23 protein-coding genes are annotated in these 18,815 nt (G+C 36.9%); 10 read left to right on the top strand and 13 right to left on the bottom strand.

Annotated features, from left to right (window positions below; genetic code table 11):
• Positions 1 to 213: 213 nt before the first annotated feature.
• The gene (locus CD126_RS08935; protein ID WP_103370341.1) at positions 214 to 459 is read right to left on the bottom strand and encodes a Thoeris anti-defense Tad2 family protein; all 246 of its coding nucleotides are present in this window, start codon (positions 457 to 459) and stop codon (positions 214 to 216) included.
• A 57-nt stretch (positions 460 to 516) separates the two neighbouring features.
• On the opposite strand from CD126_RS08935, the gene CD126_RS08930 reads away from it, so the two are divergent.
• Positions 517 to 819, top strand: a complete 303-nt coding sequence (locus CD126_RS08930) for a hypothetical protein (RefSeq protein WP_232620112.1) — start codon at positions 517 to 519, stop codon at positions 817 to 819.
• Positions 820 to 916: 97 nt separating this feature from the next.
• Here the strand turns inward: CD126_RS08930 and CD126_RS08925 are convergent, their stop codons facing one another.
• Both CD126_RS08925 and CD126_RS08920 read right to left on the bottom strand, forming a co-directional pair.
• Positions 917 to 1,684 carry a phage antirepressor gene (locus CD126_RS08925; RefSeq protein ID WP_103370340.1) on the bottom strand — a complete coding sequence of 256 codons (768 nt, stop codon included), beginning with the start codon at positions 1,682 to 1,684 and terminating at the stop codon, positions 917 to 919.
• 13 nt (positions 1,685 to 1,697) lie between these two features.
• Positions 1,698 to 1,937 carry a helix-turn-helix domain-containing protein gene (locus CD126_RS08920; RefSeq protein WP_103370339.1) on the bottom strand — a complete coding sequence of 80 codons (240 nt, stop codon included), beginning with the start codon at positions 1,935 to 1,937 and terminating at the stop codon, positions 1,698 to 1,700.
• Between the two features lie 193 nt (positions 1,938 to 2,130).
• Between CD126_RS08920 and CD126_RS08915 the strand changes: the two genes are divergently transcribed.
• The 6 genes from CD126_RS08915 (at position 2,131) to CD126_RS08890 (ending at position 6,608) form a co-directional block, all read left to right on the top strand.
• Positions 2,131 to 2,460: a helix-turn-helix domain-containing protein gene (locus tag CD126_RS08915; protein ID WP_002439260.1), complete on the top strand. Its 330-nt coding sequence runs from the start codon at positions 2,131 to 2,133 to the stop codon at positions 2,458 to 2,460.
• A gap of 11 nt (positions 2,461 to 2,471) precedes the next feature.
• Positions 2,472 to 2,933 (top strand): ImmA/IrrE family metallo-endopeptidase, encoded by a 462-nt coding sequence (locus CD126_RS08910; protein ID WP_103370338.1) that lies wholly within the window; start codon positions 2,472 to 2,474, stop codon positions 2,931 to 2,933.
• Between the two features lie 17 nt (positions 2,934 to 2,950).
• The gene (locus tag CD126_RS08905; RefSeq protein ID WP_103370337.1) at positions 2,951 to 3,610 is read left to right on the top strand and encodes a hypothetical protein; all 660 of its coding nucleotides are present in this window, start codon (positions 2,951 to 2,953) and stop codon (positions 3,608 to 3,610) included.
• A 94-nt stretch (positions 3,611 to 3,704) separates the two neighbouring features.
• Positions 3,705 to 4,307, top strand: a complete 603-nt coding sequence (locus CD126_RS08900) for a hypothetical protein (RefSeq protein WP_088606582.1) — start codon at positions 3,705 to 3,707, stop codon at positions 4,305 to 4,307.
• Between the two features lie 114 nt (positions 4,308 to 4,421).
• Positions 4,422 to 5,459, top strand: coding sequence for a tyrosine-type recombinase/integrase (locus tag CD126_RS08895; RefSeq protein WP_103370336.1), 1,038 nt, complete (start codon positions 4,422 to 4,424; stop codon positions 5,457 to 5,459).
• A gap of 312 nt (positions 5,460 to 5,771) precedes the next feature.
• A complete protein-coding gene (locus CD126_RS08890; RefSeq protein ID WP_103370335.1) occupies positions 5,772 to 6,608 on the top strand; it encodes a hypothetical protein in 837 nt (278 codons plus the stop codon).
• 130 nt (positions 6,609 to 6,738) lie between these two features.
• Here CD126_RS08890 and CD126_RS08885 read toward each other — a convergent pair whose 3' ends face one another.
• Both CD126_RS08885 and CD126_RS12145 read right to left on the bottom strand, forming a co-directional pair.
• Positions 6,739 to 7,635, bottom strand: a complete 897-nt coding sequence (locus CD126_RS08885) for a TIGR01777 family oxidoreductase (RefSeq protein WP_103370334.1) — start codon at positions 7,633 to 7,635, stop codon at positions 6,739 to 6,741.
• A gap of 155 nt (positions 7,636 to 7,790) precedes the next feature.
• Entirely contained in the window at positions 7,791 to 7,955 is a 165-nt protein-coding gene (locus tag CD126_RS12145; protein ID WP_160313437.1) for a hypothetical protein, read from the bottom strand.
• A gap of 227 nt (positions 7,956 to 8,182) precedes the next feature.
• Between CD126_RS12145 and CD126_RS08880 the strand changes: the two genes are divergently transcribed.
• A complete protein-coding gene (locus CD126_RS08880; protein ID WP_049408438.1) occupies positions 8,183 to 9,010 on the top strand; it encodes a DUF4887 domain-containing protein in 828 nt (275 codons plus the stop codon).
• 341 nt (positions 9,011 to 9,351) lie between these two features.
• Here the strand turns inward: CD126_RS08880 and sdaAA are convergent, their stop codons facing one another.
• The 6 genes from sdaAA to CD126_RS08845 all read right to left on the bottom strand — a co-directional run bounded on the left by sdaAA (position 9,352) and on the right by CD126_RS08845 (position 15,184).
• Entirely contained in the window at positions 9,352 to 10,251 is a 900-nt protein-coding gene (sdaAA, locus tag CD126_RS08870; protein WP_002472928.1) for an L-serine ammonia-lyase, iron-sulfur-dependent, subunit alpha, read from the bottom strand.
• A 15-nt stretch (positions 10,252 to 10,266) separates the two neighbouring features.
• Positions 10,267 to 10,944: a serine dehydratase beta chain gene (locus CD126_RS08865; RefSeq protein ID WP_002472938.1), complete on the bottom strand. Its 678-nt coding sequence runs from the start codon at positions 10,942 to 10,944 to the stop codon at positions 10,267 to 10,269.
• Positions 10,945 to 10,961: 17 nt separating this feature from the next.
• Positions 10,962 to 11,996, bottom strand: coding sequence for a PTS sugar transporter subunit IIC (locus tag CD126_RS08860; RefSeq protein WP_049408435.1), 1,035 nt, complete (start codon positions 11,994 to 11,996; stop codon positions 10,962 to 10,964).
• Between the two features lie 356 nt (positions 11,997 to 12,352).
• On the bottom strand, positions 12,353 to 12,553 hold the full coding sequence (locus CD126_RS08855) for a hypothetical protein (protein WP_049408433.1): 201 nt from the start codon (positions 12,551 to 12,553) through the stop codon (positions 12,353 to 12,355).
• 261 nt (positions 12,554 to 12,814) lie between these two features.
• Positions 12,815 to 14,455 (bottom strand): alpha-keto acid decarboxylase family protein, encoded by a 1,641-nt coding sequence (locus CD126_RS08850; RefSeq protein WP_103370332.1) that lies wholly within the window; start codon positions 14,453 to 14,455, stop codon positions 12,815 to 12,817.
• 252 nt (positions 14,456 to 14,707) lie between these two features.
• On the bottom strand, positions 14,708 to 15,184 hold the full coding sequence (locus tag CD126_RS08845; RefSeq protein WP_049408430.1) for a MarR family winged helix-turn-helix transcriptional regulator: 477 nt from the start codon (positions 15,182 to 15,184) through the stop codon (positions 14,708 to 14,710).
• 148 nt (positions 15,185 to 15,332) lie between these two features.
• Between CD126_RS08845 and CD126_RS08840 the strand changes: the two genes are divergently transcribed.
• On the top strand, positions 15,333 to 15,905 hold the full coding sequence (locus CD126_RS08840; protein WP_103370331.1) for a LysE family translocator: 573 nt from the start codon (positions 15,333 to 15,335) through the stop codon (positions 15,903 to 15,905).
• Between the two features lie 18 nt (positions 15,906 to 15,923).
• Positions 15,924 to 16,703 (top strand): AraC family transcriptional regulator, encoded by a 780-nt coding sequence (locus CD126_RS08835; protein ID WP_103370330.1) that lies wholly within the window; start codon positions 15,924 to 15,926, stop codon positions 16,701 to 16,703.
• Between the two features lie 131 nt (positions 16,704 to 16,834).
• Here the strand turns inward: CD126_RS08835 and whiA are convergent, their stop codons facing one another.
• On the bottom strand, positions 16,835 to 17,779 hold the full coding sequence (gene whiA / locus CD126_RS08830) for a DNA-binding protein WhiA (RefSeq protein ID WP_002472940.1): 945 nt from the start codon (positions 17,777 to 17,779) through the stop codon (positions 16,835 to 16,837).
• 33 nt (positions 17,780 to 17,812) lie between these two features.
• Positions 17,813 to 18,814 carry a gluconeogenesis factor YvcK family protein gene (locus CD126_RS08825; protein ID WP_049408424.1) on the bottom strand — a complete coding sequence of 334 codons (1,002 nt, stop codon included), beginning with the start codon at positions 18,812 to 18,814 and terminating at the stop codon, positions 17,813 to 17,815.
• Position 18,815 lies beyond the last annotated feature (1 nt).

Raw genomic sequence — 18,815 nt, 5'->3', positions numbered from 1 at the left:
TTATTTAGTTATATAATCGAACTTAATACTAGTTATTCAGCAACCCTACTTGCTGATACGCTAGAGCGTTTATCCGACAACGGTTTACTCAAATAATTGTTCAAAGCGTCTACTGTTTTTTGGTAGGCGTTTGTTTGTTTTCTTGAATCTCTAAATCTACTTCTAATCCTTTGATTTTTTCTGTCATTGTTTTCCCTCCTAAAAACTACACTTCTAAAATTGCTTCAATAATTCCTGGTCTCTGATTGGGTTGATAACCTCCCAATCATCTGCCATTAAGTCATCGGCCGAAGGTTGCCAATATCTGACTAGACATTTACCATCATTACTTGACAATATGCAGTTTAAAAAGCTATCGTTCGTTGGTAACACTTGAGCTTGATGACTTTCTTTCCATTCTTTTCGTGTCATTGTTAATAGTTCTTTCGTAGCTAACTTTGTTGCTTCTTGAATGTTCATTCCATTTCCTCCTTTAATCTCTCTCGATTGTGGGTTTTGGTATAATCACCTGAGGAGGTGATTGTTATTACACCTGGTATATATTGGAAGCTTTTAGTCGCTTATATTAAAGGTTCAGTGAATATTGAATTTGAAGATAAGAACCTTCCTGAAATGTTAGATAAGAATTATATTGACTCTGAACCTGGCGAAACTTTCTACATTAACGGGTTTCCTTTACACGGATCAACAACTAAAAGGTTTATAACTACCGATGGTAGAAAAGCTTTCTGGAAAACAACTTTTAAAGTTTTAATCCCTTCTATAACAGGAGTATTTGGAACACTTCTAGCACTATTAAAATTATTAGTAAGCAGTTAAAGAAGTTTAATTTCCTATTAATGTCAACTATCTCCCAGCCAGTAATCTTGATGTGGTCATCGCTACATCGAGATTTTTCTTTTTGTTCTGGTGTCATTTAAACTCCTCCTAAATTAGCTTCATAACCGAAGTCAGTCATGACTTCATGTATTTTCAATCTACCTTTTTGAGTCCATCTGGTTTGTAAAACTGTATCCTCTCTACCGTCAGAGCGTACAATTGGTATAGTGTCTGATTCTGTATAGCTTTTGCCCATATGCTCTGAGTAAAGAACCCACTGTTTGTTCACTTTTCGTTGTAATCTAGCTTCATGTAACAACTTATTTAACTTTTGCGCTGAAATACCGTAGTCTGCTGCGATTTGTGTTGTAGCCAATGTCCCAGTTGACTTTAATATTTCATCAACATAGTCTGCTTTGGGTTTTAGTTCTCCGATTTCTTGTTGTAAAAGTAAATTTTGTTCTTTTTCTTTCTTATACTCAGTCAACACTGTAATAATGTAATCCGGATTCTGTATCGTTTGTTCAATTACGCTGTCCGTTGCGTAGATTCCATGTTTGCGAATTGCTGGTAAAACTTCTGATGTTACCCATCTTTTGAAGCGTTTTGCTGATTCTAATTTTGATGAGAATATTAGGCTGTATAAGCCAGATTCGTTGATAATAGTTTGACTTTGTTTACCACCAAGGGTGTCGAGTTTCACGACGTCCTTATCTTCACCGTCAACGTGTCTATATAATGCGTCTCTCGTGTTTGAGTAGCCCAAGATTCCCGCTACATCTTTACCGACGAAAAATGGTTCCTCATTTACTGTTAACGTCCTTACTGGTAATTCTTCAAAATTGAAAATTTGTAAATCTTGCATTTGAATTTCTCCTTTAATTTGTTTGTCGTTCTTTTTCGGGAACGTCTTGAGTAAAAAAAATATCTAAATTATTTGTTTCGTAGCCTAATATCTTTGCCATTTTAATAAACTCATTCGCTCCAATATCTACAATTCCGTTTTCTCTTTTAGCATATGGAGTTCTTGTTTTCCACCCCATCATTTGTGCCATCTCATCTTGAGTTATTCCGCAAGCTATTCTTTCTGCTCTCAATCTTTTTAAGTTAAGTACCATGTCGTCACCTCCGTTCGTTCCCTTTTGAGAACTGTATATAACTTAACATCTTACGTTCCCGTTAGTCAACACTTTTTACTCCAAAAAATTCAAAAAGATTTTTTCTACCTATATATTGTATTCATTTGAGAACGATGCTATAATCTAATTGTTCACATGAAAGAACAAATAATTTATTCAGGAGATACTTAAAATGAGAAATAATGATGAAATAATCACAATAATTAAATCAGCTATGAAAGAACAAGATATGTCACTTAGTGAATTAGCTCGTCGTGTAGGAGTTGCTAAATCTGCTGTATCACGTTATTTAAACTTAACTAGAGAATTTCCGTTAAATCGTACAGAAGATTTTGCAAAAGCACTTAGTATCAGTACAGAATACTTACTTGGTTTTGACAAAAGTGAGCAACAAGATGAACAACCAAAACATCGTGCAGCACATCTTGAAGGTGAATTGACAGATGAAGAATGGCAACGTGTGCTAGATTATGCAGATTATATAAGAAGCAAACGCAAATAAAGGGTGTCTTTATGGGGTTATATGAAAAAATGTTAATAGAACATGATTATATAGAAGTTAGAGAAACAAATGTTATGCCTAATGACCTACACGGTCTATGGTTAGGCGATTTAATTTTAATTAAGCGAAACTTATCAGAAATACGAAAAGCCGAAGTCTTATACGAAGAACTCGCACATCATAAACTTACATACGGTAACATATTAGACCAATCTAAATGGATTAACCGCAAGTTTGAAAATTATGCTAAACGTCACGGATACGAGGCTGCACTACCCTTACGTATTATCGTTGAGGCACATCACTACGGTGTAAGTAACTTATATGAATTAGCTGAATATGTTCAATTAAGTGAAGAATATATAGTAGAAATATTGAAACATTACAAAAATAAATATGGTATTGGAACTCACTACGGAGAATACCTAATTACATTTGATCCGTTAAGAGTTTTTAAATATATAGAAATATAAAAAAGGAGAAATATAAAATGAAAAAAGTTTTATTTTTAATATTTGCAAGCTTATTAGTATTAGGTGCATGTGGACAAAACGGGGATAACTCGAATAAAGATGATAATAAGAAGTCTGAAAGCAAATCAGATAAGAAATCTAACGATCCAAAGAATAAAGATAAAGTAAAATCTACAAATAAAGAAAATCTAAATAGCCAGAAACAATCCTCTTCAGAAAAGAACAACCAAAATATAGATTTATCTAATATACAAGACAGAAACACTTTAGAGTCAATTATATATGGCAATTACACTGAAGAGCAAAAAGTACAAGCATACAAAAGCGCAGTTGCTAACGGTGTAATACCACAAGGTAACGTCATGCAAGGGCCCGCAACTAAAGCATATGAAAGTTCTCTAAGGGTAGAAAGTGGACAAGAAAAGTCAGTATATGATAATTATAGTTCTTCTAAATCTTCTTCAGGTACAGACGCAGGGATGATAGATTACGATGAAGTAGATAAACAATTAGAAGAAGCTAACAAAGCATCACAATCTCAAAATAATGAGCCTGATGAATGGGTTAAAGGTCAAGAAGAATGGGCAAATGCTAACCAATCACAAAAAGAAGAAATGCGAAAACAAGACGCAGAAAAATATGGTTATGAATATGACCCTAAAAATTACGAGGAATAACAATTCACCCTTTTTTCACTACGGCGAATACTCTATTACGTTTGAGCCGTTGAGGATGTTTAAATATAAAAATAAAGAATAAGGAGAATGTAAAATGAAGAAGTTTTTAGTTTTGATTTTATCAAGTTTTTTAGTATTGGCAGCGTGTGGGCAAGAAGAACATAAAGATAAGGATAATAAGACGGAAACAAATAAGAAAGCAGAAAAGAAAGATAAACAAAAGAAAGCTGATAACAAGAAAGAAAAGAATGAGGAAAAATCTGCTACAGAAAAATCTACAAATCAAAACGAAACAGATAATAATCAATCCCAAAACTCACAGCCACAATCTCCTCAACAAAATCAAGAACAAACAAGTAACCAACAAACAAGTAACCAACAAACAAGTAACCAACAAACAAGCAATCAACAATCAAATCATTATTTAACTAAAAGTCAAATGCAACATAGACTAAAAAGTGGTCAAAGCGTAGATGGTATGGTTGATACAGATGGCGATACTTGGTACCAAGCACCTGGTAACGGAGATGTGGTAGGCTACACTAAACCTGATGGCACAGTTTGTACTGTCGGAGGATGTAGGACACCCGAGGAGCTACAGCCACAACAAGATAAATCCAATAATGAAGAGTCTGAAGGTCATGAAGAAAAACAGAGAAGTGATTCTCAAGACAATAACCCCGATCAAAAGCAATAGAACTCCTCATCTACCGAAAAACAATCAGTTAATGAAAGTGAGAAAACACCAATAAGGGGAGTCGTTGTCGCTTCCCTTTATTATTTTTTTATCTTTTTTAAGGGGGGGGACAGTATGCGAACACGTTGTTATGATGGTAAAAAATGGCAATACGAATTCAAATACGAAGGGAAACGTTATCGTAAGAAAGGCTTTAGAACGAAACGTGAGGCAAATTCAGCAGGTCTAGACAAGTTGAATGAATTACGTCAAGGATATAACTTTGATAGTTCATTGACATTAAAAGACTATTTTAGAAATTGGTGTGAGACTTACAAAGAACCTGTAGTTACACCTACTACTTATCGGCATTATAAATTCACCTTACAACATTTAGAAAATCATAAAATAGGGAGTATGAAACTTACAGAGCTAAATAGACAAGTGTATCAAAAGTTTATTAACGACTTTTCTGATAGTCATGCTAAAGAGACTATACGCAACACAAATGGTGCAATTCGCTCCTCATTAAATGATGCTATATACGATGGACTGATTAGCAAAAACCCTACTTATAAAGTGAATTACAAAGCGGGTAAAGAAACAAAAAAAGAAAGTGAAAAATACGTCACTATTAATGAATATGAAACTCTTAAAGAACACTTTAAAAACTCTAATTCACGTGCAGGATTGGCTTTGTATATTATGATTTGCACAGGTTGTCGTATTAGTGGAGTTAAGTATATGAAAGTACAATATATAGATCAAATTAAAAATCAAATATACATTGACGAACATAAAACAGATTCATCTCCTAGATATGTTACTGTTGCTAAAAAAGATATGCAACATATAGTTAGCGCTATTGATGATATGATTATTAGCTATGATGGTTATATATTTAAAAACGGTGGCATAATCCTAACATCAAACGCTATTAATAAAGCTTTAAAAAAAGCTTGCATTAAATTAGGTATTACACCGATAACTTCACATGCTATACGACATACTCATTGCTCTTATTTACTAGCGAAAGGTATATCTATTTATTACATTTCCAAGCGATTAGGACATAAAAATATATCAATAACTACCTCAATATACTCACATCTTTTAGAAGAGAAATTTATCGAAGAAGATAATAAAGCGGTAGAAGCATTAAGTGAAATGTGATTTTTAGGGACCCGTTAGGGACTTCGATCCTTATGAAATCCCGTGTTATAAGGTGTTTAAATTCCCTTCGAGGAGGTAAAGTTACACTTTGAAGCCGATGTCATCAGTGCTTATGATACTGTTGATATCGGTTTTTGTCTGTGTAAAATATGAGTTTCACGGCTCCCTAGTAAATCTATAGGTAGCTGTTCAAATTGATCAAATCCCATCGGCCCACTTAATCTTTATACCCTCATTCTCAACCACTAACTTTAATGCTAAAATATAATTAATAGAACTATTAAAAATAATATTTTAGGAGGATGTATTAAAATGCGAAAGATATTGGCATTAACCCTAGCTAGTATATTCGTATTGGGAGCTTGTGGGGGAAATGATGATGATAAAACCAAAACAACTAATCATAAAGACTCAAAAGATAAGCAAGAGACATCGAAGAATTATGATACAACTCAAAGCCATAATAACTCTAAACAGAAAAATAATAACACGCAAGAAAACACAACTAACCAGAAAGTAATAACGCCTGAACAAGCTAAAAAAATTGTTAAAGACAAGAACAATAATGGAGCTCTTACAGAATTAAGCTATAATAAAGAAAAAAGTAACAACAACAGGATATACATAGACTTTATGGGACCTGGTGCAATTGACCGTATTCCTATGCAAGCTATTGTCGATGCTCATTCAGGTGAGCTAGTAGATAAGTATGTAAACGAAACCGAAGAGCATAAAGCGATGAGAGCTCAATATCATTTAAACACACCTCAAATAATTAACAAATTAAATGATCCTTTAATTGAAGAATATCAACCGGAAGCATATAATAGGATAAAAAATTATGCTCAAAAACATCCTAATGCATTTTCAAAAGATGATGGTCAAGCTAACCAAAGATTAGTAAATAAAATTTTAGGTAACCAAGAGGAACCAAACAAAGCCCCAAACAACTCTGAGGACACTAACGAAAAACAAACTAACAACGATGAAACTACTGAGGAGGACAACGATAAAGAAAATAAAAACGAGCAACCTAACTCTGATAAAGATGACCAAGAAGATTCCCAACAAGAACACACCAACCAAAACGAATCCCAACAAAACGACTCGGCGCAAGACGCAAACTCTAACGAAAATGAATATAACTAATTCACAAAACTAACCAGCAATAAAATTTCCCATTACATCAAAAAGCTACTTCCCCACTAATCACAGGGAAGTAGCTTTTTCATATCTTATATAGCGAAACGTCTCCGTTCAACCTACCGACTTTTACAAATTATCCTAATAAATCTTCTAGCGCCACTTTCAAGTTCGCATATTTAAAGTTAAAACCGTGTGCTTGTAATTTATTCGGTAACACTTTTTGCGTATCTAACACAACGGTAGCCATCTGACCCATCACAGCTTTCATCGCGATAGCAGGTACCCAAGTGTAGTGAGGACGATTCATCACACGACCTAGCGTATAGCCAAACAAGTTCTGGCGTTCTGGCATCGGCGCGGTCATATTGAACACGCCTTCTGCACTATCATCCTCAATAACATGTAGCGCACCTCGTACAAGATCGTCGATGTGAATCCATGAATACCATTGACGACCAGAACCTAGTTTACCGCCTACAAAGTATTTATAAGGCATCGTCATGAGTGGCAGTGAGCCACCTTGATCAGAAAGGATAATTCCGAAACGACCCATGATGACACGTGTACCTAGCGCTTCAAATTTACGTGCATGTCGCTCCCATTGATAGACGACGTCAGATAGAAAATCAAACGGTAATGTACGATATTCTTCTGTGTAAGTGTAATTTGTATCAGGTGGGTAGGCACCTACTGCACTCGCGTTAAACAGCACATCAGGGCGTTGTTTGCGATTCGCAAATAGCTCATATAGCGCTTCAGTACTCTTCATACGACTGAGCATGATTGATTGTTTATTCTCTTTCGTCCAACGTTGCATCAAGCTCGCACCAGCAAGGTTAACCACGACATCAATGTCAGGCACTTGTTGCTCCCAGCCGTCCTTAGACCAGTTGATATAGTCGATTTGTGCATCGTGACTCTCTTTATCTTGACGTGTGAGTATCGTAATGTGGTGACCTTGTGCTTTCACACGTTCTACAATCGCTGAACCGACCATTCCAGTTCCGCCGGTAAATAGGTAACGTTGCATAACAACACCTCTTTCATCTTTCTACTCATTATTTCATAATTCCCGTTCTTTATTATGGAAAACACTTCTGTTGTGTAAGGAAAAAGTCAAATATCACATCTAAAGTCATTATACCTTACAACTTTCACAGAGTAATTGATAAGCGCTCCCAACTTTTAACCAAATAAATAGTAGGCACTACCTGCGATGATAAGAATAATAGCGCCTATAAGATACGGAATCCATTTATGACTCGAAGTTTCTTGTTCGTCATGCACTTTCATCATTTTACGCAAAGACTTACGTTGATCTTGGTCATGTTCTTCGAAAAATAACTTCAATTACTCACCTACTCTATTATTTATTATCAGCAACTATTGATTTATACAAAGAAGTTGAAAGTCATCTTATGTTTAGCTTACTATTAAGTTAACTATATTAATAGCTTTAAGAAATCAGTTTCATTAAATTTAGATGACAAATAGCTATATGAGGCTGATTTACGTTTAAAACGTAGCGTAACTGGCAATCTTGCTATTAGTAATTATACCAAAGCGGGGGAAAATGAATGTCGAATCGCCAACAACACAAAGAACAAAATCGTAATTTGACAAGAGAAACAAAGAAGAAAATGAGTACAGGTGCGAAGATCGTCAGCACTATTATCGTTTTACTTCTACTATGTGGCTTAGCCTTTGCGATTTTCGCCTTTGTCGACCACTCAAACAAAGGACAAGAACGTTTGGCTGATAAGCATAAAGAAGAGCAACAGAAAGATAAAAAAGCGGACAAAGATGACTCAGATAAGGATACAGACAAAAACAAAGATCACGACAGCGATAAAGAGAACAAACAGAAACAAGATAAATCAGCTAATCAGAATAACCAACAACAGCAAGCCCAACCAAATCAAAACGCTCAACCCAACTACAATAACGCACAGCAGCAAAGACAACAACAAACGAAACAACGCCAACAACCAGCACAGCACAATCAACAAACGCAACAAAAAGCAAATAATCAAAAACCTAAGAAATCTACTTCGGATAAAAATGACAAATCCCAAAAAGATTCAAATTCTAATAAAGACAATAATGCTTCAGACAACGGACAACAAAAACAGCAACCTAAGCAACAACCTAAATCTGATAACAGCACTAGCCAAAACAACGGTAACTCTAACAATTCTAGTAACGCCAACAATTCAAACAATAACGGCTCAAATCAAAACGGCGCACAACAAAATCAATCTCACGCACAAGATGCGCAAACAAGAGCTGTTCGTCGTCAAAATCAATTGTGGCAACAACATCAAAAAGAACAACAAGGTCAACAGAATCAACAATCGTCTTCTAATCACAACGCTCAAAACAATAACCAACAGGACAATTCATAATCGACCAACCTCAACACATAAAGAAGCTGATCCTCATTCTTCAGAAGAAACGAGGATCAGCTTCTCTTTTTGTTTAAATCTATTAAGAATCTTAAATAGTGATATAGAAAAACGATAATGATACTTAGCGAGAATGATTTAAACAGTCGGTTTGGCCACGTCCCCTCATGTGTCCAATACATTGTTATCGTACTGCTAATCACTAATAAGATACATAGTAATCCAAATTTAATAAACACCCCATCCACTCCCTTTAAGGATATTTTAGTGGATGGGGTGCAAATTTGCAATATTTTTTCTGAATATTATAACATTCTCTTACTATGACTTTATCTTACTAATTAATGAGATTTACTTTTTTCTTCAGCTTCACCAAAGATTTTACGTTTAATTTCTTGACCAGTTGGTGTACCGGCTAAGCCACCCATACCTGTTTCACGAAGAGATGAAGGTAAGTTACGACCAATTTTATCCATAGCTTCAATAACTTCGTCAACTGGAATACGACTTTCAACGCCAGCTAGTGCAAGGTCAGCAGAAATTAATGCGTTACCTGAACCGATTGCGTTACGCATAACACATGGAATTTCAACTAAACCACCTACAGGGTCACAAACAAGACCGAGTAAGTTACTGATAGCTAAGGCCATTGCGTGACCTGCTTGTTGTGGTGAGCCGCCTGTCACTTGTGTTGCAGCTGCTGCCGCCATAGCTGATGCTGAACCTACCTCAGCTTGGCAACCACCTGTTGCACCTGCCACACTACCGTTGTTAGCGATAACTTTACCTACAAGCGCTGAAGCAAATAGGAAGTCAATCAGTTGATCTTCAGTTAAGTCATGTGTTTTTTCGAGTTTAAAAATAACTCCAGGAATCGTACCTGACGAACCTGCTGTTGGTGTCGCACAGATAATACCCATTGCTGCGTTAACTTCGTTCGTTGCAACGGCACCTTTCACAGCGTCCATCATTTCATTGCCCGCTAATGCATGATTTTCTTCACGATATTTTTGGAGTTTAATCGCGTCTTGACCAGTGTAGCCCGTTACACTTTTAACGCCTTCTCCAGTAGTCCCTCTTTTTACGCCGTCACGCATAACTTCCAGGTTCGTCTTCATTTGTTCACGAACGTCTTCTCTAGAAGTTTCTTGTCTGTCCATTTCTTGTTGAATCATCATTTCAGCGAATGTTGTTTGATGTTGTTCTGCATACTCTATTATTTCTTGCATCGTATCAAACATGTAAATACACCCTTTCTAATGTACGTATGAGAAGTTCAAGTTACTGTATTTGTCTCGCATTTGCTCTAGCAAGTCAGATTTCATATCTTTATTGAGATGAAGTGCAAGTAAGCATCCATCTTTATGAATTGTCTTGATTTCTTCGTTAATGTCTACATCTTTATCGATTAAATCGTTGATCAGGTGGTTGATTGATGCAATATCTGAATCCCCGTCAATAACTAAGATTGGTAAACCGTGATTCATTAAGATACATAATCCATTCACATGGATACTCTTAATCTTGATTGTTCCCCCACCGATTGAGATACCGTTGACCTCAACGTGACGATCACCAGCATCTGCTTTGAGCAATGCACAGTTAGGATGTTCACCTAAGCTGTGACCTGACTCTTCAATGATATCGACTTTGATACCTTCTTTCTCAGCAATCTTTGTTGATTCTGGAATACGCTCGTCAAATGTTGTGAACCCAAGCGCACCACCAACGATTGCTAAATCTGTACCATGTCCTTGGTGTGTAGCTGCAAATGATTCATAATAATGTACTTCTAAGTTCTCTGGTTCGTGTTGTAAGACTTCTCTTAATGCGTTACCGATTTTGACTGCACCTGCTGTGTGTGAACTTGATGGACCAATCATTTTTGGCCCGATGATATCAAATGCACTTTTAAAATCTTGTGTGCGTGCCATAACGACATTACATCTCCTTAATTTGCTTGTTTATTTAATTTAGGCGTTTTGAAGTTGAGTTTAGACAAGTTAAGTTTTTTAATCAACTTACCAATGATAAGACTTAATATAATACTTACAACTGCAACGATTACTAACGTAATGACTATTCTAACAGGCTCGTTGAAACCGAATAAAACGACAGGGCCTGCAATCGGTGTAGCCATACCTGGAGTGTTAAGAACCAACCCACTCACTGTAACAATAATTGCGTTGACTACGCCAATAATAGCGTTTGTACCATAGAGCTGAAGTGGATACTTCGCTATGATATCTATTTGAGTCAACGGTTCAATGGCAACGGCGAATGCTTTAGATGGGCCGCCAATCTTAAGCTCTTTGAAGAGTACGAAGTTGACGAAAGATGCACCCATACAAGTGATCGCACCGATAGCCATAGGTGTACTTGTCAATCCGAGCAATGTTGCTAATACCATTGAACTTAGTGGTGTCATACCCGTTACTGGAATAATTAATCCAAGAATGACAGCTAATGCGTAAGGGTTGTTCTGACCTACTGCAGTAACCGCACTACCAATTTGATGTAACACAGCAATAACTCCTGGGCTAATCAACTTAGCAATGCCGTAAGCAATTGCTGGTGCGAGTAAGATAACTACAATTAAATCTAATCCTTCTGGTACTTTCTTCTGAATATATTTCAATCCAAACGCAACTAAATACGCTGCTATAAACGCAGGTAATAATTGGAAGTCCTTAAGTACTAAACCTACGATAACAGCAAAAACTGGTGAAATGCCTAAGTTTAAGCAAGTTAGAATACCAACTGCGACACCAGTTAAACTTCCAGCTAAATCACCAATATCCTTTAAGAATGTAATATGAAAGATTTCACCTAATGCATAACTAAGAAACGCTTGTGGTAGCATTGTCGAACAAGCAGCTCCCGAGAGTGCTTGTAATCCTTCTTTACCAAATGGCGCAAAGTTTAAAAATAACGTCATCGCCAATAGTACGACAAGCAACGTTCCTATCCCTAAAACGATATCCATTTCCCATAACCTCTTTTCCAAAAGTAATATAATATAGTTTTGTATTATATTAATCTCTCATTGCATATATATTCTATTATTTTAAGAAAGCACTTACAAAAGTAAATGTTTATAATTGTTGTCAATATTGTGAAGTTTTTCACAAGTAATTTTAAAATCCTTTCATGACGCCTTTTAAAGACATAAAATAGTTATTGACTTTCAAAAAAATAAAGGTATACACACTTAATATTATGTGCTTTTATAAATTGTGACAGAATTTTAAACAAAAATAAAAACGCCGAGAAACCTAGTAGTTAGGCTACTCGACGCTATTACAAAACGTTGCGTATTCAAAATATTCTTTATACATACCTTTAGAAGAAAGGAATGATTTCGCTTGCTTTAACAATATCTTCAGTGAAGAAATATTGCTTGCCCTCACCTGTATAAGCTGGTGTGAGAATTAAATTGGCTTTCGCACTATAAAGCCACTCGGGATGCAAGCCACTATTTAGGATCTCTTGAAACTCCTGAAACTCTTTCTGCCAATCGATATGAATATCTGCTTGTTTCACATTGTCCCTCCTCTTATCACACTTAAGTTATAGAGGATTCATCTATTTAAACTCCCGTTAATGTTTAATGTAATGTTGGTGTCAATGTAAATTATCTTCGTAAGTATTATGAGATGTCTTAACTATAACACAAACATACATTCGTATAAAGAAGTGTGCACAATATAATACCCCACTACAACGATTGCATTCTCAGCAATGTGTAGCGGGGTGCAGTTTAATCATATTAAGTTGTCGCTAAGGAAGTTATAACTAAGCTACTTAGCCATTTTGGTTCGCAAAGACTTTACCTAATTTAATTAATTTCTCTGGTGCATCGTCAATATTCATTTTCACTTCTACAAGGTGCATACAATCGGAATGTTCATCGATTTGATTTAAAGCATCTTGTAATTGCTTACTTGTTTCTACGTGATGTGTCATTACTTGATCTTTGCCACCGAAGACTTCAGGTAACATTGTATAATTCCATTGCGTAATATCATTGTATGGCGCGCGTTCACCATGAATTTTACGCTCAACCGTATAGCCGTCATTGTTGATAACGAATAATACAGGTTTAATATCTTCACGCATCATAACAGCAATATCTTGTACTGTAAGTTGTAAAGCACCTTCACCTACTAGAAGTAAGTTGCGGCGTTCTTTATTGGCGATTTGTGAGCCTAATGTTGCTGGTAAAGTATAGCCGATAGAGCCCCAAAGTGGTTGACCAATATACATATTGTTTGAGCTTAAACCTAAATTGTAAGAACCAAAGAATGATGTACCTTGATCTGCGAGAAGCACGTCATCTGCTTTGATAAATTGTTGTAACATCGCAAAATATTGTTTTTGAGTTAGTGCTTCATCTGAAACTTGCACTTCTTCAGATGGACGTTCGTATTGAGGGTAGTCTACATCAAACTGCACATCGATATTTGTCAGTTGTTGAACTAAATCGATAAGATGTGCGTCTTGACTTGTTGTCTCACCTGCTTGGAAATTGCGGTGATTGATTGTGATAACATCATCTAAATCGAATTCGTAGCTAAAGCCAGCTGTAGCTGAGTCAGTGAGTTTACCACCGATATTGAGGATACAGTCACTATGATCTACATAATTTTTAATTTGTTCTTCAGCTACTTGGCCGTCATACATGCCGATGTAGTATGGATTTTCCTCGTTAAATGCGCCTTTACCTAGAGAAAGTTGTGCTACAGGAATGTGCGTTTGGTTAACGAACTGCTCTAGCTCTTCGTGTAAGTTGAAGCTGTTGATTTCATGACCAGTTAGTATGACCGGTTGTTTCGCGTCTTTCAAACGTTTCTCAACCGCTTCGATGAGATTTGAAACATCGCTCTCTTGATGTGTAGGGTGTTTGAACGTTTCTGTCACTTCGATTTCTTCTCCAGCCACATCAATTGGTAAGTGAATGTGTACCGGACGTTTCTCAGTCCAAGCTGCAGTAAGGATACGTGGAATTTCTGTTTGTGCGTTCTCTGGCGTAATATACGCTTCTGAAGTAGTTATCGGTTCATACATTTGACGGTAATCATCAAAGCTACCTTCACCTAATGAGTGGTGTAAATAAGCGCCCGCTTGCTCTGCAGAACGTGTTGGAGCGCCTGTGATTTGAATGACGGGTACACGTTCAGCGTAAGCACCTGCGATACCGTTAACCGCACTCAATTCACCAACACCAAATGTTGTGACCATCGCGCTCATACCGTGCATGCGTGCATAACCATCAGCGGCATAGCTTGCGTTAAGTTCGTTCGTATTACCTACCCATTTCATGTCGTCTCTTTCCGTAATATCATCTAGGAATGTTAAGTTGAAATCTCCAGGAACACCGAAGATTGTCTCGACACCAAATTCACTAATACAGTCCATTAAATATTGTCCTACACGTCTTTTCATTTCCATTTCTCCTTTGCGATTGATTACTTCTAGGATAAATCTATCTGTATTAAAGGTCAATTAAGTTGACCTATTTGCATAAAAATTTTTCTGTCGTACGTCACTTTGTATGACGACATTTTACGACACTAGTCTCTTTTTACCCTTTTAAAAGGCATTTCAATCTCAATTTTTGAGGCGGAAATTCGAAAAAGACCGCACTTCAAACGAAATGAAAAGCGAGGAAGAATGAAGGCACTTTGGTAGTGACCTTTATTCTTCATGTGTCTCGCGAGTTGATTCGTGCTGATGTTTTAAATGTTTAATTTCTTTATATCCGGAGCGATAGGACGCAAATTCTTCCATAATCGCATACCAGTCTGTCCCGACACGTTCTTGAATTTCACTAAATAAATCATTTTGCGCTTTATTCAGTTCTTTGACGAGTTTCGTCCCCTCTTCTGTAGGGTACAGCCGCTTCACACGACGATCTTTAGTGGATTGTTGTTCTTGAATTAGCCCTTTATCCTTGAGCTTTTTCAAAGTTGCATGACTCCCTTGTTTCGATATTTCAAGACTCTTTAACAAATTTTTCACTGTAATGCCCGGGACCTTTTCAATAAAAAACAAAAAACGATGATGTTGACGACTCAAACCATACGCTTCGATAATTTCATCTGCCGTATTAATAAATGTCTTATAGGCAAAGTAGAACAGCAAATTCTCATACTCATTGTTACTTGAAGCCATAATTCATACTATCCTTCCTAATTTCATTCAATATCTCAATATTCTTACAAATATTTAGTTAACTCTCTTCGCAATTTTGTACTATCAGAGCCATTGTAACATGCTTTATACTTGAGCAACACTTCAGTATACAAAGGGGGATTGTGCGATGAATATCTTGTCATTTGTCTTCTATACCTTTCTCGTCACTGGAACGCCGGGACCCACGAATCTAGATATATTGAACACTATTAAGTCTCAGGGGCGTCGGGCAGGCATTCAATATACATATGGCGCATCACTCGCTTTCTTTACTTTACTCGTATTGTCAGCGCTAATTAATAGCTTGTTCGCTCAATATATACCTCCCGTTCTGACGATTATGAAAGTCATTGGTAGTTTGTACATGCTATACTTAGTCTACTTATTGTTTAAATCTCACGGTAGCGATGAGCCTACAAACAAAGGGAGCTTTAAATCGGGTTATTTATTACAATTTTTAAACCCTAAAGTCATCACTTTTACACTTACGGTACTACCTTCATTTGTACTGGGTACCTATCACACTTTCTCGACGATAAGTTTATTCATTATCGTTATTACTCTTATAGGTGTCTTCTCTTTCGGACTATGGGTCGTCTTTGGCGCATTACTTCAGCGCTTTCTTCAACGCCATGAGATGGTAGTTACGATTGTGATGGCAATATTTCTTGTTTATGCTGCTGTTATAGTTTGGCTTTGATATGAGGGGCGATGATAGATGATGAATCATTTTAAGTATAAAAATGCAATCGGCATCACTGCGATGCATGCGCATTTGGATGACTTTCAATATAAGAAACATGCCCATCAAGAATATGCTATGGGCGTGACATTGCGCGGTCTGCAATCTTATCATCTAGGTGGTATACATCACCTTTCTCATACGAGTGGTGTGATGTTATTTAATCCTGAAGAAACGCATGATGGCCAATCGTATGATGCTCAAGGACTTGAATATATTATGCTCTATATCAAGCCTGCTATGTTGAGAGAAGCATTGGGACTCACCACAAATGTGAAGTTTACGACTCCCATTATCTACAATCCACGCATTTCAGAGCGTATCATCAAGTTGTGGCAAGCGATATTTTATGACAATTCTGAAGCTGAATGTCATGAACGTTTCGTAGATTTAATCGATCAATTTCCAAGACAAGCGGTATCTTCAACTTCAAGAGCTGATAATGCAAAGACAAAGTTAGCTATAGAAATAATTAAACAACATTATAATGATAAATTGAATTTAGAGCAGTTGAGCCAAGCTCTAGAAATGTCTAAATATCAATTTATACGCTTCTTTAAAAAGCAGACAGGATTAACGCCGCATCAGTATTATATTAATTACAAAGTAGAACGTGCTAAGCAAATTATCGAGACGTATAAAGATGTGTATTGGGCTATTGCTGAATGCAACTTTGTGGACCTTGCTCATTTAAATAAGTGTTTCAAATATCGCTATGGCGTCACAGCCTATCAATTCATGTCGGGATTAAGATAATATGGAGTTTATCATATATAACTTAAGCGCTTTTCAGATACTCGAAGTTGAAAAGCGCTTTACTATTGATATGCATCTTTATTAGCTTAGAGCACGTGGCCCCTCGCGTTTTACCACTGCAAGTCCTCAATCTACATCTCTATCGTTTCACCACTACGAATCTTATCTGCCAGTTCATTTAACTTACGCAAACGATGGTTAACGCCAGATTTTGAAATTTTGCCTGAAGACACCATTTCTCCTAATTCTTTCAACGAAATCTCTTGATGTTGTACACGTAATTTCGCAATTTCTCTCAAACGATCTGGCAAATTATCTAAGCCAATTTCTTGGTCGATAAGCTGTATGCTTTCAACCTGCTTCATTGCCGCACTTACCGTTTTATTGAGATTGGCCGTTTCACAGTTCACGAGACGGTTTACAGAATTGCGCATATCTCGAACGATACGCACATCTTCAAATTTCAATAAGGCTTGATAGCCACCAATGAGACTGAGGAAATCAGAAATCTTCTCCGCTTCTTTCAAGTAGACGATGCTACCTTTCTTACGCTCCAGATATTTCGCATTCAGGCCGTAGTGGTTCATTAATTTCACTAAACCTTCTGAATGCGTCTCATATTGTGAAAAAATTTCCAGATGATAGGAAGAGGTTTCAGGATTATTGACAGAACCTCCTGCTAAAAAGGCGCCACGTAAATAACTTCGGCACATTTCGTCATCGTCGGTCATCGCTGAATCTATTTCATGCATAAACATACCATCACGCAAGATGCATAAATCGTCTAGTATTTTTTTCGCTAACATTTTAATACGACAAATATAGATGTTATTTTTCTTTAATTTCATTTTTTTACGCACGAGGATTTCGACTTCTACATTAAAAACTTTTTTAATCAACGAGTAGATTCGACGTGCAGTTGTCGCATTCTCCGTTTGTACATCAATGATAAACTGTTGATTAGAAAGGGAGAGCGCACCGTTCATACGAATCAACGCGCTTAGTTCTGCTCTTGCATTCGCTTCATCGACTTCTATTCTCGTTAATTCATTTTTCATATCAGATGCAAAACTCATCGTTATGACAACCTTTCTAATCTACATATTCACTTAATGATTTCTGCGATTTTTATCCCTTTTAAACTCAATCGTACTTGTCTCACGCAACGCAATTTCATAAATCATCTTAGATAAGACTTTCGTGTTGTGGCGCACGTAATGCTCTGACGAAATTTCGACAAGATCTTTACTTGAGAAGACTTCTACGCCTGCCGCTTCTAATCTCTCAATATCACAAGTCACAGGCTCAGCGTTCTCTTTGCGATACCGTTCGAGCACCTCATCGTTATACGTTTGGTCCCCACAGATGATATAGCTGATGAACTCTTGACCTACGTGGTCGTGGATAGCTTGTAAGTGGTCCATCGCAGTATAGTGCGTCGTCTCGCCTGATTGTGTCATTACATTTGTGACATACAATTTAGGCGCATAACTCTCTACAAGTGCTTCAGAAATACCTTTAACACATAAGTTAGAAATCACACTAGTATAAAGCGAACCTGGTCCAAGAACTATGAGATCTGCCTCTTCAATTGCTTCGATGGCTTCACTCATTGGCTCCACATCTTCAGGCTCTAGAAACACACGTTTAATGCGTTTATTCTTCTTCGGAATGTTAGACTCCCCATAGACCACTTCGCCATCATCCATTTCGGCATTCAAGCTCACACTCGAATTGGTAGACGGAATAACCTGTCCTTTAATGTTTAAAATCTTACTCAATTCTTTCACTGCATGTCCGAAATCATCCGTGATATTCGTCATCGCAGCAATGAGCAAGTTACCTAACGAGTGCCCTTCAACTTGATCTTCTTCAAAGCGATATTGGAAGAGCTGTTCAAGCACAGGTTCCGTTTCACTTAAGGCAGAAATGACGTTACGAATATCACCTGGCGCAGGAATATCCATTTCGCTTCGAATCTTACCGGTACTTCCGCCGTCATCTGCCACTGTTACGATTGTCGTAATATCTATAGGAAATTGCTTAAGTCCACGCGCGAGCACTGACAATCCAGTGCCGCCGCCGATAAGCACGAGTTTGATTCGTTTCATT

The organism is Staphylococcus pettenkoferi (assembly GCF_002902685.1).
GTDB lineage: Bacteria > Bacillota > Bacilli > Staphylococcales > Staphylococcaceae > Staphylococcus > Staphylococcus pettenkoferi.
This window is presented reverse-complemented; position numbering and strand designations above follow the sequence as displayed.